The following is a 14,584-nucleotide window of genomic DNA, read 5'->3' as shown; positions in this document are numbered from 1 at the left end:
AAGGTACCGCTGTGCGGCTATTATTTCCCTGACGATGATGAAATCGTGTGGCGAGTTTGCCACTTAGCTTGCTCACGCTTTAAATGATAAAAAGGGAGTCAAACCGTGACGTCATCCTAACAGCCACATCAGGGAAAAAATATCTGCTGGCGCACACTTTTGTATTAAAACAAGGCGGTATTAATACACGCGAGTGTTAAACACGGTGTTACCTGCCATTTTCGCGCGTCATTCAGATTTTTCTCTTTCCAGGCATTACCACTCATTCCTATTGCGCTGGCGATAGGTGTATTTTCGATCGGTATAATGTCGATAGGTATCACGGTGCGAGTTGTAGACGGGTCGCCCGCTAAATTTGCGCCACAGCCACACCGCCGCGACAGCCAAAATTAGCCACGGCAACACTTTTATCGCTAGGGTAAACAGCCCACCTATCAGCATAAAAAGGGATGCCACAAATAGTGCGGCAATCACGCCCAACAGTGACACGCCCGTCAACATCAGCATGATAAAAAAGCCAATAACGAAGAAAATTTCCAACATGGTGCGCTCCTGTAGCGGTTAAATCGCAGAAGGTCGTGTTCTGCGTGCTACATAAGCAATTACAAGAATCGTGCCAAGAGGCGTCGCTGATAACCTATTGATTTATCAGCGACGTCAGGAAGAGAAATGAAAGAGTGTTGATGGAAAACACTAACTGTTAGTGTTTTTTAAACCAAATTAACCAACGACAGCGCACGTTCCACTACCGCTGCATCGGCACCGGGTTTGTGGGCGTTTTCACTCAGGTAGCGTCGCCACTGACGGGCACCGGGAATGCCTTGAAACATGCCGAGCATATGGCGCGTGATATGGCCTAATGACGCGCCGGCAGAGAGTTCGCGTTCAATATAGGGATACATGGCTCGTACCACGCCAGCCAAATCCGGTGTCGTGGCGTCGATGCCAAATAGCTCACGGTCGACCTGCACCAGAATTCCGGGGTTTTGGTAGGCTTCACGCCCCACCATCACGCCGTCCAGATGCTGTAAATGCGCTTTGGCTTCTTCCAGCGTTTTGACGCCGCCGTTGATGGCGAGGGTGAGCGCCGGGAAATCACGCTTGAGCTGGTAAACACGTGGGTAATCCAACGGTGGAATTTCCCGATTCTCTTTCGGACTTAAGCCTGATAACCAGGCTTTGCGCGCGTGGACGATAAAGGTCTCGCACTCACCGCGTTCGGCGACGGTTTGAATAAAGTCGCACAGGAATTCATAGCTGTCTTGATCGTCAATCCCGATGCGGGTTTTCACCGTAATCGGAATTGAGGTACTGTCTTTCATCGCCTTGATACAGTCTGCTACCAGCGCCGCCTCGCCCATCAGGCAGGCACCGAAACGACCATTCTGCACACGGTCAGACGGGCAACCGACGTTCAGGTTAACTTCATCATAGCCGCGCTGTTCTGCCAGTTTGGCACATTGCGCCAGCGCTTGCGGATCGCTACCGCCGAGCTGTAGCGCCAGCGGATGTTCTTCTTCACTGTAGGCCAGATAGTCGCCTTTGCCGTGAAGAATCGCACCTGTCGTCACCATTTCGGTATACAGCAGCGTCTGGCTAGTCAGTTGGCGAAGAAAATAACGGCAATGGCGATCGGTCCAGTCGAGCATCGGCGCGATGGAGAAGCGGTTAAGGTGAGAAGCGCGGGTGTCGGCGGATACCGTGTTGTGTGTACCTGATTTTACGTCTGTCATGGTTTGTCAGTTATCGTTTCGTGTGTGTCTGGCGGTGTTGTCTGAGGTTATCTTTGCTGGTGCCGACTATAGCACAGGGAGCGGGTCGTGGCTGATAGCTATCTTACTCTGGGTTAGGGAATATGCTCCCCGCGTATGCGATAATCGGAGAGCAATAAATGTGAATCACGACGTTAACTAAGCATTAAGAAATAGTTGAACAAACTTGTCGATGTTCCATTCTTTGGTATCAGAGACTTGCCCATCACCAATTTCTATCAGGCGAAGTTCACCAGAAGCGTTTTCAGCCATATCAATCGAGAAAAAGGGTGAACTGATAGGTTGTGCTATTTCAACAACAATATCAGGAACAATGCCGTCAGAGGAATACACGTTATTTCTAAAGGAAAAATAGCGTCTTTCGCTAGTTTTTATAATGTCTTCAACCTTTCTCAGGCTAATTCCGCCTCAAATATCTCATCTACTTTGGAACTATCAAAGTAATCACTTGGGTATATTATATTCATGTAAATGATCTCAACAGGAGAGTGTGGATTGAAATTTTAAATAATTTATCACACTCCTTATCCACCGGTTATCATAAAGGTCGCCTAAGCGACCCCGTCAGCAATTTACCAGTAGTAATATAGTGCGTTACTGGGCCCTATTGTTATGCTTACTAATAAATTTGTCCTGTAAACGTTTAGACTCCTGAAGCTCACTTTGCGACATGCTTTTCTCAATTTCTTGTATTCTTTTCTCATGTATCTGAATGGCTTTTTGGATATCTGGGATTGAGCCCCATTCCAGATCTTTTTCGTTTCGATTGAATACCGAGAACCAAAAATAGGCCTGAGAGTCATTCTTCTTAACACCAATGCCGTCAGCGTACATTGCTGAAGTCATGAACTGTGCTTTTTGCATATTTTGTTCTGCTGCGTCTTTAAAATGCGTAAACGCCGTTCTGGCATTTACCGGAGTACCCACTCCATTTAGATACATTACTGCCAGGTCGAAATGTGCATCAGGCATGCCTTGCTCGGCCGCTTTTTTAAACCACGTGATCGCTTTAGCTGACTCTTTTTCGTCAAAATACATGGTGCCAAGTTCATATTGCGCTTCAGCACTGCCTTGCTCTGCGGATTTCGTGTACCACGCTTTTGCTTGCGTATAATCTTTTTCTACGCCGTCACCGTTATAGTACATGTCACCCAGCATCAATTGTGCGTAGGCATTGCCTTGCTCTGCCGCTTTCATGTACCACGTTTTGGCTTGCGCGTAATCTTCTTCTATGCCGTCACCGTCATAGTACATGTCGCCCAGCGCCAACTGTGCGTCCACATTACCGTTGTTCGCTAGCTGCTGCATTTCTGCGAGCGTTTTATTCTCAACGTCGCTGGCTACGGCGTGTGCCGTTGGCAGGACAAATGAGAGTGCGATGACAAAAAGTAATGAAATAAATTTCATGTGCAATCCTTCACATTTTTAACAATAAAAAGCGCCTGTTACGACGCAATAAATAAACCATCACGTTTATAACGTCGCCGCGTACTGGTTTATCGAGAAGGGGATACTTTAACGGTTTAAGGGGACGAGATACAGACAGTATCGGAAACGAAAAAGGGAGCATGCCGTTGGCGTGCTCCTTTATGAAGGCTGATGCGGACGATTATGCGGTAGCGCGGCTGACCATCTGTGTCAGCACCTTGCGCCACGCGTCTACCTGACCGAGGTAGTTTGCCGCTGGGATTTGCTGGAAATTCCCGTTGGCGTCTTCTAGCGCAAACGTGGGGAAGCCTTGTCCACGCACTTTTGCCAGTAATTCCCGGCTAGCGCTGATGTGTTTTGACAGCGTTTCTGCCTGAATAAAGGCGAACTCGGTGCTGAAGGCGTCGCCATCCAGACCAATCGCTTCCGCACATTGACGTAGCACGGCGGTGTCAGCGATCTTGAGCCCAGAAACGTAGTGTGCCCGCTCGATCTGGTGCAGCATCACCATGCCTTTGTCAGCTATCGCTTCCGCAGCGAGTACGGCAGCCGTCGGCGGCGCGGAATCCAGCACGACGCTGGTGTCGCGCAGCAGCCCTTCGTAATAGGCTTCCCCGAAGGTCTGCTCGGTCATTTGTGCAATGCGGCGATCGTGGGGAATCACATAATCGTGCCACTCTGGGGTGATGGTACGGCTATTGTTGCCCGTCATCATACCGCCGCCGTGGAGGATCAGATCCAGCCCGTCAATCTCCTGCGCGGCCAGCGCGAGTGGGGCGGCGCCGTAGCACCAGCCACACAACGGATCGTAAATGTAATGCAGTCTTACTGTGGCCACTTCATTTCACCTTTCAGGACTTTGGCGCTCAGTTCTAGACCTGACTCTTCTTTCAGCGTCGGGTAGTGTTTTTTCATTGCTGCGATCAGTTCGGCAGAATCTTTCGCTTTTGCCAGCTCTTTTTCCACCGTATCCAGATATTGCAGCGTAAAGGTCATGTTTTTCAAGGTGTAATCCGTTGGCGCGATAAAGTGACCCGGCACGACGGTGGTTGGCTTCAGCGCTTCAATGGATTTCAGCGTTTCACGCCAGTGAACGCGAGACTCTGGTGTTTGGGTATCGGCAAGCCAGACGTGGATGTTGGCAGACACCGGAATACCACCGACTACGGCTTTCAGAGAAGGAATCCAGACGTACGTGCGATCTGGCGTTGGCCCTTTCAGACCTTTCACTTCCAGTTTTTTGCCATCAACGGTAAAGCTATCACCTTCCAACGCTTGAGGAACGACGATTTCTTTCGGCGCGTTTTCTTTCAGAACCGGGCCCCAGTGTGCCACTTTGCCGTCTTTGCTGGCGTTAATCGCATCGATGGTGGCTTGGGTCGCAACGATTTTAGCGTCTGGGAACGCGGCTTTAATCACGTCCAGACCGAAATAATAGTCAGGATCGGAGTGGCTGATATAAACGGTGGTCAGTTTCTTTCCGGTGGCTTTGATGCGATCAACCAGCGTTTGAGCATCGTTACGCTGGAACTGCGCATCGATCAGGACGACTTCTTTATCGCCGCTGATAATTTCAGAGGAAACAGGGAATACACTGGCTTCACCTGGATTAAACACGTCGATTTTTAACTCGGCAGCGTTAGCAGCAGAAGCCAAACCCAGCGATGCAGCGAGTAAAGATACGGTAAAAGCGATAGATTTAGACATGGTGATACTCCACAGGTATGACAGAAAGTGGGTTCATGTTATGTTGCATTAATCGTACGAAAAACCGCAAAGCGGGCAATTATTTGTTGCATAAAACGGACTAATTTATGGATCGTATTACGGCAGCCGAAGTGTTTGTGACTATTATAGACCGCGGTAGCATGATCGCGGCGGCGGACACGCTGGACATGTCCCGGGCAATGGTGACGCGCTATCTGGCGGAAATGGAAACGTGGGCGGGGGCGCGATTATTGCACCGCACCACACGCAAGCTGAGTCTGACGGATGCTGGTGAAAAAACGCTGGCGCGCTGTCGGGAGATGCTGGCGCTGACGGCGGATATGCGCGTCGAGGCCGATACCGACGATGCCACGTTAAGCGGTTTGCTGCGCATCGGCTGTTCGCAGTCGCTGGCGCAGGGCGCGCTCGGTATGGCGATAACGGCTTTCCTGCGGCGGCATCCTCGGGTCGCTATCGACCTGCAAATGAATAACCGAACGGTGAATCTGGTCGAGGAACGTATCGATCTGGCGCTGCGCATCACCAACGAACTGGATCCTAATCTGATCGCCCGACCGCTTTCACGCTGTGAGTCGGTGCTGTGTGCGTCGCCTTCTTATCTGAATGAGCACGGTATTCCGCGACAGCTAACCGATCTCTCGATTCATAACTGCCTGACCTACACCTATTTCGGCAAAAGCCTGTGGCATTTTTCCCGCGATGATGAAAAGTTTACGATTCCCGTTAGCGGTAACCTGAGCGGCAATGAGTCGCTGGTGCTGCTGGCCGGTGCGTTGGAAGGCGCGGGGATCGCGCTGCAACCGCGCTATTCTGTGGCGCCGTATCTCGCTAACGGACAACTGGTAGCGCTGTTGCCGGAATACCGTCCGCAGGCGATGGGGATTTATGGTATTTACACCTCGCGCCGCCAGATGCCCGCTGCGCTGCGTACCCTGCTGGATTTTCTGGTGGAATGGTTTGCTCACGATCCTCGCTGGCGGGCGTTAGCGCTGTAATCGGTGAAGTGAGCCGACCAAGGCCGGAGTATTACTGCCGCAAGACCTGCTCCAGACGCGAAGGTACGCCGGAGGCGTACTGCTTGAGTTGATCAATCACGGTATCGACCAGCGCCGAAGCGGGGCGGTGCAGCGGACGAATCAGGCTGACCGTAAAAGGTACATCGATGCTGAAAGGCCGTACGACCACGCCGGAGGCGGCATAATCCAACGCAGTGAGCGGGTTAACGATGGACAGCCCGATGCCCGCCCGCACCATTGCACACACCGACGCCGCGCTGTGAGTTTCCAGCACCATCCGGCGCGACACGCTCTGTTCCTGAAACAATTTGTCCAGCAACTGGCGATAGCTGTCGGCGCTCGACAGGCTGATGAAGGGTTCATTGGCAAAATCCTGCGGCGTGAGCACCGCTTTTTGCGCCAGCGGATGCCCGGCAGGCAGCACGCACACTTCATTGAGTAACATCAGCGTTTGCCGCTCGGTGCCGGCTGGCGTGAGGCTGTTTTCCGTTAGGCCCAAATCGTGGCGCTGGGCAGATAACCACTCTTCCAGCAGCGGCGATTCCTGCGGAATGATGTGCAGATTAAGCAGCGGGTAACGCGCCAGCAGCGGCTTGCAGATGTCGGGCAGCAGTGACTGTGAAAACACGGGCAGACAGGTAATAGAAAGCTGTGCCTGCTGAAAACGGCGAATATCGCTGGCGGCGTTGATGATCCGATCCAGTCCATAGTAAGAGCGCTGCACTTCTTCAAACAGCTGTAGCCCCTGCGCGGTGGGGTAAAGCCTGCCGCGTAGTCGCTCGAACAGCGTCATCTGAATCAGTTTCTCGAAGCGGGCCAGCTCACGACTGACGGTCGGCTGCGAGGTGTTCAGCAGATCCGCCGCTTCTGTCAGATTGCCAGTGGTCATGACTGCATGGAAAATCTCGATGTGTCGTAGGGATACTGCCGCCATGTCGCCTCCTTCATTTATTTTTATAAACCATCAGTTTGATAAACCATATCAGAAATGAATAGAGTCTGCCTAAAACGATATTTGTTTACCGGTTGGGGTGTTTTTATAGTGTTTCTCAACTCCGTTTAACCCTTTAAATCGGTAACTTTTTATGCCACACGATCTGAATGACGTAACCCATGCTCTGAACGCACAAAGCCTGCGTGAACTGCCTGCCCGCTTTGGTTGTCCGGTTTGGGCCTATGACGCGCAGACCATCGTTAACCGCATTGCCCAACTGCGCCAGTTCGATACGATCCGCTTCGCGCAGAAGGCGTGTTCCAACACGCATATTTTGCGCCTGATGCGTGAGCAGGGAGTGAAAGTGGATTCGGTATCGCTGGGGGAGATCGAGCGTGCGCTGATTGCGGGGTTTGTTCCGGGCACCGATGCGCATGAGATCGTGTTTACTGCCGATCTGCTGGATCGTCCGACGCTGCAACGCGTTTCCGAACTGAACATTCCGGTGAACGCCGGTTCAGTCGATATGCTGGAACAGCTCGGTCAGCAGTCACCGGGGCATCCGGTGTGGCTGCGTGTGAATCCAGGCTTTGGTCATGGTCACAGCCAGAAAACTAACACCGGCGGCGAGAACAGTAAGCATGGTATCTGGTACGGCGATTTGCCGTTGGCGTTGGCGCATATTCAACGCTATCAGCTGAAGCTGGTGGGAATCCACATGCACATTGGTTCCGGCGTTGATTACGGCCATCTGGAACAGGTGTGCGAAGCGATGGTGCAGCAGGTCGTTGAGCTGGGTCAGGATATCGAGGCGATTTCAGCGGGTGGCGGGCTGTCGATTCCGTATCGCCACGGTGAAGAAGCGATTGATACTGAACACTACTACGGGCTGTGGAACGCGGCGCGCGAGAAAATTGTTGCGCACCTCGGCCATCCGGTGACGTTGGAAATCGAGCCGGGACGTTTTCTGGTCGCCGAATCCGGCGTGCTGGTGGCGGAAGTTCGGGCGATAAAATCGATGGGAAGCCGCCACTTTGTGCTGGTCGATGCCGGATTTAACGATCTGATGCGTCCGGCGATGTACGGCAGCTATCACCATGTTTCTCTGCTGCCGGGCGATGGTCGCGATATCAGCCAGTCCGCGCTGCGCGACAGCGTGATTGCTGGGCCGCTGTGTGAATCTGGCGATGTGTTTACCCAACAGGCGGGCGGCGGCGTGGAAACGTTCGCGCTGCCGGATGCGCAGGTTGGCGACTATCTGGTGTTCCATGACACCGGTGCGTACGGTGCATCCATGTCTTCTAACTACAACAGCCGTCCGCTGCTGCCGGAAGTGCTGTTTGAAAACGGCGAACCGCGCCTGATTCGCCGTCGTCAGACGCTGGACGAGCTGCTGGCGCTGGAAGTGCTTTAATCGGTTTTATTCGGTGGTATCAGGGGAGAAGCGCTCTGCTTTTCCCCCAGAACGTGATGCGCCAGCCGAACGTCATTCCGGCGGCGGACAGCAGAATCGCGACCGCCCCAGCAAGCTGCATGGCATCCAACCGATGTCCAAAAGCCGCCCAGTCTACCAACGCCGCGATAACGGGATAGATGAATGACAGTGTGCCAACCAGCGCGGTCGGGATCTTCTGGATCGCGCTGTACAATAACGTCGACATCAGGCCGGTATGGATCACGCCAATCGCCACAAGCATTCCCCACTGTGAAGCCGTAGGAGAAGCAGGTATTGCCGCGAAGGGCGCAAGAACCACAACGCCAACGAGCAGCTGTATCAGCACAAGCACATGCGGCGGAGTTCCTGACAGCTTTTTAGTTATCGCGGCTGCAATGGCATAAAAGAACGCCGCACCCAATGCCATCAGTACGCCAGAGAGATAACCGTTACTATCGCTGTCGGCTCCGGTTTGAGCGCTGACGATCAGGACGATGCCGCCAAAGGCGCACAGTAGCCAGCAGACTTTGTTGAAGGTCAGCGCTTCCCTGAAAAAGAGCGCGCCGAGCCCCACCAGCATAAAGGGCTGCGTGTGATAAACCACAGTAGCGACGGCAATAGAGGCTTGCGAGTAAGCGCCGAACAGCAGCGTCCAGTTGAGCACCAGCGCCAGACCGCCGAGTACGGCAATGCCAGCCTGCTTTCTGCTAATGATGCCTCGCCGCAGCAAGCCCAATAGCCCGCAGACGATTAACATCGTCAATGCGCCGAACGCGCAGCGCCAGAAGACCGCCATCATGGCTGGCTGTCCTGCCGTTAAAACGAACCAGCCAACCGTACCGGAAATTATCATTGCGATAGTCATTTCTATCGTGCCGCGCGTCTGGGGTGTCATCTTTTTTCCTGTCTGTCAGTGTGAAAAGTGTGCTGCTATAGCGAACAAAATTTTTTATAATGAACAACAGAGCGAAATAATGAACACGAATCAAGTGTTCGTCAAGTCGAACGATTGATTGTTATGGTGAACGATATGAAGAGCGATAGTCAGGAAAATGGTGCACAAGATGTTATGCAGGTCGCTACGCCTATCGCACGGCTGGCTGTCTCTATTCGGCGTGAACGAGAGCGGCTAAATCTGTCAGTGACCGAGCTGGCAAAGCGCGCAGGGTTGGCAAAATCAACGCTTTCGCAGCTGGAAAGCGGAGTCGGCAATCCAAGTCTGGAAACGCTCTGGGCACTGGCGATGGCGCTTGACGTGCAGGTCAGCCAGTTGATTGGCCAGTCTCGCCAGCACGTACAGGTGATTCGGGCTAATGAAGGCGCAACAACCTATTCGGAGCAAGCAAACTATGCCGCAACGCTGCTGGCGGCGTGTCCGGCAGGTGCGCAGCGTGATATTTATCGGCTGAAGGTGCAGCCGGGCGAGGCCAGAATCTCGCAACCGCATATGCTCGGAACGATAGAGCATGTGATTCTGAGCCGCGGCCGCGCCAGAATTGGGCCTGTCACACAGCCCGTTGAACTGAGCGCGGGGGATTACATCAGTTATTCGGCGGATGTCCCGCACCTGTTTGATGCGTTGGAAGCGGATACGAGCGCGGTGATGCTGATTGAACATGGCTAAAGAGGCGAACCCCGTGCAGGCTGTTTGCGCGGGGAACCGTTTTACCGTGAGTTTTACTTAGTGTAGTACGGGCCTTTCTGCACCGATTCACGCAGCTTAAGTTCGCCGGTGAAGGGCTGTAGCGGGTTGACGTCTTTGCCCGCGATCAGATCCAGCACTTGCGTAATCGCGGTGGCGGCCATCTCTTCAATCGGCATGTAGACGGTGGAAAGTGAAGGGTGCAGGTAGGCCGCGCAGGGCTCATCGTCAAAGCCGAAGACGGAGACGTCCTGCGGTAATTTTTTCCCTGCCTCGTACAGCGCTTTCATCGCGCCAATCGCCATGTCATCGTTGCTGACAAACAGCGCGCTAAAGCTGGCACCGTTGTCCAGCAGCTGGCGTGCGGCCTGATAGCCGCTGGCGACCATGCTGGTTCCGTGCGCTACCCGACGCGGATCAACGTCGATCTGATGGGTGGTTAGTGCCTGCTGATAGCCTGCGAGCCGGGCCTGCGCCGTCGGCGTTTTCATCGGTGCGGTGATGCAGGCGATCTCTCGGTGGCCCTGTTCTATTAGGTAATTCACTACGTCAAATGCGGCCTGCTGCTGGCGGAAGAAAATACAGCGTTCCCGTGCCTGCGGCAGATCGCGATTCATCACGATCATCGGAATAGTCAGCGTGTCGAGCAGCGTCATGAGGTCCGTTTCGGACATATAGCGGGTATAGAGAATAATGGCGTCGCATTGTCTGTCAGACAGAAGCTGCACCGCACGATGCTCATCTTCCGGCGTATCGTGCCCGTCGGTGACGATCAGGTGTTTACCGTTGCTTTCCGCGATATCCGCCGCTCGGCGCAACAGGCGGCCAAAGTAGGGGCCGTCAAAATTGGAAATAACGAGACCAATGCTGTTTGAAGTACGACGAGCCAGCGAACGCGCCAGAAAGTTAGGACGGTAGCCTAGCTCCTCCATTGCCTGAAATACGGCATCGCGTGTTGCCTGTTTGACCTGACCCGTGCCGTTTAGCACTCTGGATACGGTCGCTTTAGACACGCCTGCACGTCTTGCCACCTCAAGCATGGTTTTCATCGCTGCACCTTAATTGAGTATGATGACGGGCTAAACGCCTATCCATCCTTGTTACGAACGTCGTATGACATATTACCACAGGCATATTGTTGGATTTAACGCCTGATGTTCGTTTCTCAATCAGATTTTTGTCAGTTTTGTGATGCAGCCATTTCTCGGCGTAGCAAGACAATCTCTTCCGCTAAATCCCGACAGAGCATGGCGGTCATCAGATGATCCTGTGCATGTACCATGATCAGGTTGACGGGCACCTTGCCTTCCCCTTCGTCCAGACCGATCAGCCGTGTTTGAACGCGGTGAGCCGCACGCGCCGCTTCTTGTGACGCCGCGAGCAGATCGTCAGCCTGTTGCCATTCCCGTTGGCGCGCCGCCTGAATGGCCATCATGGCGTTTGAGCGCGCTTCACCCGCATTAATCAGCAGTTCCATCACGGTTTGTTCCATATCGAATGCAGGAATGTTTTCTGTGTCTTTCATCGTAGGTTTCCTTATCGCAGTCAGGAAAGCAGCCCAAGTTGGTTGAGAACTTATGTGGCTGAGAATTTATGTAGTCGAGAATTTATGGTATGCCAAAAATCACATTTTCATCATATTGGAATTCCAATATCGTCTTGTGAGAATCATGTCACAGAAAAATAATTCATTATGGTTGATTTTTGGTATGCCAAACGCGAAAGCGCGGTACCTGCATTTACCCTGCGCGTAACGGCCATCCCGCGTGTCACACGCGATATAACAATATGATGATGAAAGAGGTGGTGTTATGTCATTTAAGGACCAACTGATTGATTCATTGGGCTCCTTTGCCAATAAATTTAACAGTCTGCGTTACATTATGGCGATTAAGGCATCCTTTATTACGCTGATGCCTGTCATTATAGTCGGTGCGTTTTCCGTTCTGATTTCCAACATGGTGATGGATCCGAAAAATGGTCTGGCCAGTTTTTCCATGTTCGCGTTTTTGGCGGAACTTAAGCCGATCATGAGCGGCATTAACTACGCCACGCTCAGCTTTCTGACTATCGGTGCCGTCTTCCTGATTGGTATCGAGCTTGGGAAGATTAACGGTTCACGCGGGCTGTTTCCCGGCCTGCTGGCGGTGATCTGCTTTATTGCCGTCACGCCAACCACGATCGAAATGGCCGTCAACGGGCAGATGATGGTGGTGAAAGACGTGCTGGCTAAACAGTTCTCCGATACCAAAAGCCTGTTTCTGGGGATGTTCATCGCCATCCTGTCTGTCGAGATGTATACCAAGCTGCAAAATATTGATCGGTTGCAGATTAAAATGCCGGACAGCGTGCCGCCCAACGTCGCGGCCTCTTTTTCTGCGCTGTTTCCTTCCATCATCACGGTGGTTGCTATCGCTACCTTTGGGTTTGTGTTTCACCGCGTGACGGGTATGTATCTGTATGATGCCGTTTATAAAGTCGTACAGCAGCCGCTGGAGTCTGTGGTGCAAAGCCTGCCCGGTTTACTGGTGCTGATGTTTGTCGCCCAACTGTTCTGGGTGATCGGGATCCACGGCAACCAGATGATTAAACCGATTCGCGAACCGCTGCTGCTGGGGGCGATTGCCGTCAACATGACCGCGTTCGAACAGGGGCAGGAGATACCGAACATTATCACCATGCCGTTTTGGGATGTGTACATGAGCATCGGCGGTTCCGGCCTGACCATTGGCCTGCTGCTGGCGGTGATGATTGCTTCTAAACGCAAAGAGATGAAAGAGATCGCCAAAATTTCTTTCGGCCCCAGCGTGTTCAATATTAATGAGCCGGTGATTTTTGGTATGCCGATTATGCTCAACCCGATTCTGGCTATTCCCTTCATTATCACACCGTTAGTGACGGGTACGATTGGTTATTTCGCCACCAGCATGGGCTTTGCGGGCAAAGCCGTGGTGATGGTGCCGTGGACGACCCCGCCGATCATTAACGCCTGGCTGTCGACGGCGGGATCGATGGGGGCGGTTGCTACACAGATCGTATGCATCATCGTCGCGATGCTGATCTATCTGCCGTTTGTCAAAGTCGCGTCCCGTCGTGCTGAACTGGCGCAGTTGGAAGCAGAAAAGCAGGCCGCAGCGGAAAAAGCCTGAAATGGACGAGAAGAGAGGTAACGCATGAGTAAGGTTGCACTGACTATTCCACCGGATTTTATTCTGGGCGCGGCGGCATCGGCATGGCAAACGGAAGGATGGAGTGGCAAGAAAGCCGGGCAGGATTCTTATCTGGATCTCTGGTACAAGCAGGATCGTCAGGTCTGGCACAACGGCTACGGCCCGGCAAAAGCGACGGACTTCTTTAATCGCTATCGGGAAGACGTGGCGCTGATGAAGCTGGCGGGGCTGACGCACTATCGTACGTCGATCAACTGGTCGCGCTTTATGCTGGACTATGAGAAAGGCATCGTCGATGAGGAGTACGCGGCCTATATCGATAACCTGCTGGATGAGATGCACCGGCAGGGGATCGAACCGATGATCTGCCTTGAACATTACGAGCTGCCCGCCTGCCTGCTGGAGAAGTATCAGGGCTGGTCATCCAAGCAGGTGGTGGAGTGGTTTGTGCTGTACGCCGACGCGGTTTTCGCCCGCTATGCCGGGAAAGTGAAGCGCTGGTTTACCTTCAATGAGCCGATTGTGGTGCAGACGCGCGTTTATCTGGACGCGCTACGCTACCCTTATGAGCAGAACACGCACACTTGGATGCAGTGGAATCACCATAAAAATCTGGCGACGGCGAAAGTGGTGCAGCGGTTTCGGCAGCGGGGCTATCACCAGAATGGCGGCTCGATCGGCGTGATCCTCAATCCCGAAGTCACGTATCCGCGATCCCGTGCGGCGCACGATGTGAAAGCGGCGCACCTTTACGATCTGTTCTATAACCGGGTTTTCCTCGATCCGGCGTTAAAAGGGGAATATCCGGCGGAACTGATGGCACTACTGGCACAGCATCAGGTGAAGTGGGATTACACGGAAGAAGAGCTGGCGATCATTCGGGACAATACGGTCGATGAGGTGGGGATCAACCTGTATTACCCGCATCGGGTCAAAGCGCCCAGCCGTGAGTGGAACAAGGAGACACCGTTCCATCCGGCCTATTACTACGAGCATTTTGAGCTGCCGGGGCGTCGGATGAACACCTCGCGTGGCTGGGAGATCAATCCCAGAATCATTTACGACATGGCAAAGCGCATTGAGCGCGACTACGGCAACGCCCCGTGGTTTGTGGCGGAAAATGGTATCGGTATCGAGAACGAAGCGCGCTTTAAAGACGATGCGGGCGTGATTCAGGACGATTACCGCATCGCATTTATTGCCGAGCACCTTTACTGGACGCTGAAGGCGAAGGAAGAGGGGGCAAACTGCCGCGGCTACATGCTGTGGGCGTTTACCGACAACGTCTCGCCGATGAACGCGTTTAAAAACCGCTACGGATTGATCGAAATCGATCTGGAACAGGATCGGCAACGGCGGCCGAAAAAATCCGCCGCCTGGTTTCGTCAGCTACACGACACGCGTCGGCTTGAATTGACGCTGGATGATGAAGAGAAATAGGTGCAGATAACCAAAATGA

Annotated in this window: 15 protein-coding genes; 5 read left to right on the top strand and 10 right to left on the bottom strand. The window is 53.1% G+C overall.

The genetic code is table 11. The features are described from left to right. Positions 1-255 precede the first annotated feature (255 nt). The 6 genes from pspG to EO763_RS18280 all read right to left on the bottom strand — a co-directional run bounded on the left by pspG (position 256) and on the right by EO763_RS18280 (position 4,907). Positions 256-543, bottom strand: coding sequence for an envelope stress response protein PspG (gene pspG / locus EO763_RS18305; protein ID WP_161529809.1), 288 nt, complete (start codon positions 541-543; stop codon positions 256-258). Between the two features lie 167 nt (positions 544-710). Next, a complete protein-coding gene (gene dusA / locus EO763_RS18300) occupies positions 711-1,733 on the bottom strand; it encodes a tRNA dihydrouridine(20/20a) synthase DusA (protein WP_161529808.1) in 1,023 nt (340 codons plus the stop codon). Positions 1,734-1,910: 177 nt separating this feature from the next. After that, the gene (locus tag EO763_RS18295; RefSeq protein WP_244322020.1) at positions 1,911-2,105 is read right to left on the bottom strand and encodes an ATP-grasp domain-containing protein; all 195 of its coding nucleotides are present in this window, start codon (positions 2,103-2,105) and stop codon (positions 1,911-1,913) included. 261 nt (positions 2,106-2,366) lie between these two features. After that, positions 2,367-3,179: a tetratricopeptide repeat protein gene (locus EO763_RS18290; RefSeq protein ID WP_161529807.1), complete on the bottom strand. Its 813-nt coding sequence runs from the start codon at positions 3,177-3,179 to the stop codon at positions 2,367-2,369. Between the two features lie 202 nt (positions 3,180-3,381). Then, positions 3,382-4,038 (bottom strand): DsbA family protein, encoded by a 657-nt coding sequence (locus EO763_RS18285; protein ID WP_161529806.1) that lies wholly within the window; start codon positions 4,036-4,038, stop codon positions 3,382-3,384. Then, a complete protein-coding gene (locus EO763_RS18280; protein WP_161529805.1) occupies positions 4,026-4,907 on the bottom strand; it encodes an MBL fold metallo-hydrolase in 882 nt (293 codons plus the stop codon). The genes EO763_RS18285 and EO763_RS18280 overlap by 13 nt, the downstream gene beginning before the upstream one ends. A gap of 107 nt (positions 4,908-5,014) precedes the next feature. On the opposite strand from EO763_RS18280, the gene EO763_RS18275 reads away from it, so the two are divergent. Beyond that, positions 5,015-5,923, top strand: a complete 909-nt coding sequence (locus EO763_RS18275; protein WP_161529804.1) for a LysR family transcriptional regulator — start codon at positions 5,015-5,017, stop codon at positions 5,921-5,923. Positions 5,924-5,954: 31 nt separating this feature from the next. Here the strand turns inward: EO763_RS18275 and EO763_RS18270 are convergent, their stop codons facing one another. Further along, complete coding sequence (locus EO763_RS18270) at positions 5,955-6,878, bottom strand: LysR family transcriptional regulator (protein ID WP_161529803.1); 924 nt, start codon at positions 6,876-6,878, stop codon at positions 5,955-5,957. Positions 6,879-7,029: 151 nt separating this feature from the next. On the opposite strand from EO763_RS18270, the gene lysA reads away from it, so the two are divergent. Continuing rightward, positions 7,030-8,292 (top strand): diaminopimelate decarboxylase, encoded by a 1,263-nt coding sequence (gene lysA, locus EO763_RS18265; protein ID WP_161529802.1) that lies wholly within the window; start codon positions 7,030-7,032, stop codon positions 8,290-8,292. Positions 8,293-8,311: 19 nt separating this feature from the next. On the opposite strand, the gene EO763_RS18260 is transcribed toward lysA, so the two are convergent. Continuing rightward, positions 8,312-9,208 (bottom strand): DMT family transporter, encoded by an 897-nt coding sequence (locus tag EO763_RS18260; protein WP_161529801.1) that lies wholly within the window; start codon positions 9,206-9,208, stop codon positions 8,312-8,314. 174 nt (positions 9,209-9,382) lie between these two features. Here EO763_RS18260 and EO763_RS18255 point away from each other — a divergent pair, with 174 nt between their 5' ends. Further along, complete coding sequence (locus EO763_RS18255; RefSeq protein ID WP_161530439.1) at positions 9,383-9,937, top strand: helix-turn-helix domain-containing protein; 555 nt, start codon at positions 9,383-9,385, stop codon at positions 9,935-9,937. Positions 9,938-9,990: 53 nt separating this feature from the next. Here the strand turns inward: EO763_RS18255 and EO763_RS18250 are convergent, their stop codons facing one another. After that, complete coding sequence (locus EO763_RS18250; RefSeq protein WP_161529800.1) at positions 9,991-11,004, bottom strand: LacI family DNA-binding transcriptional regulator; 1,014 nt, start codon at positions 11,002-11,004, stop codon at positions 9,991-9,993. Positions 11,005-11,135: 131 nt separating this feature from the next. After that, positions 11,136-11,480: a PTS lactose/cellobiose transporter subunit IIA gene (locus EO763_RS18245; RefSeq protein ID WP_039488009.1), complete on the bottom strand. Its 345-nt coding sequence runs from the start codon at positions 11,478-11,480 to the stop codon at positions 11,136-11,138. A 286-nt stretch (positions 11,481-11,766) separates the two neighbouring features. Between EO763_RS18245 and EO763_RS18240 the strand changes: the two genes are divergently transcribed. After that, complete coding sequence (locus tag EO763_RS18240) at positions 11,767-13,104, top strand: PTS sugar transporter subunit IIC (protein WP_039490855.1); 1,338 nt, start codon at positions 11,767-11,769, stop codon at positions 13,102-13,104. Between the two features lie 24 nt (positions 13,105-13,128). Then, positions 13,129-14,565 (top strand): glycoside hydrolase family 1 protein, encoded by a 1,437-nt coding sequence (locus tag EO763_RS18235; RefSeq protein WP_161529799.1) that lies wholly within the window; start codon positions 13,129-13,131, stop codon positions 14,563-14,565. The last annotated feature ends 19 nt before the right edge of the window (positions 14,566-14,584 follow it).

It is taken from the genome of Pectobacterium odoriferum, assembly GCF_009931295.1.
Lineage (GTDB): Bacteria > Pseudomonadota > Gammaproteobacteria > Enterobacterales > Enterobacteriaceae > Pectobacterium > Pectobacterium odoriferum.
This window is presented reverse-complemented; position numbering and strand designations above follow the sequence as displayed.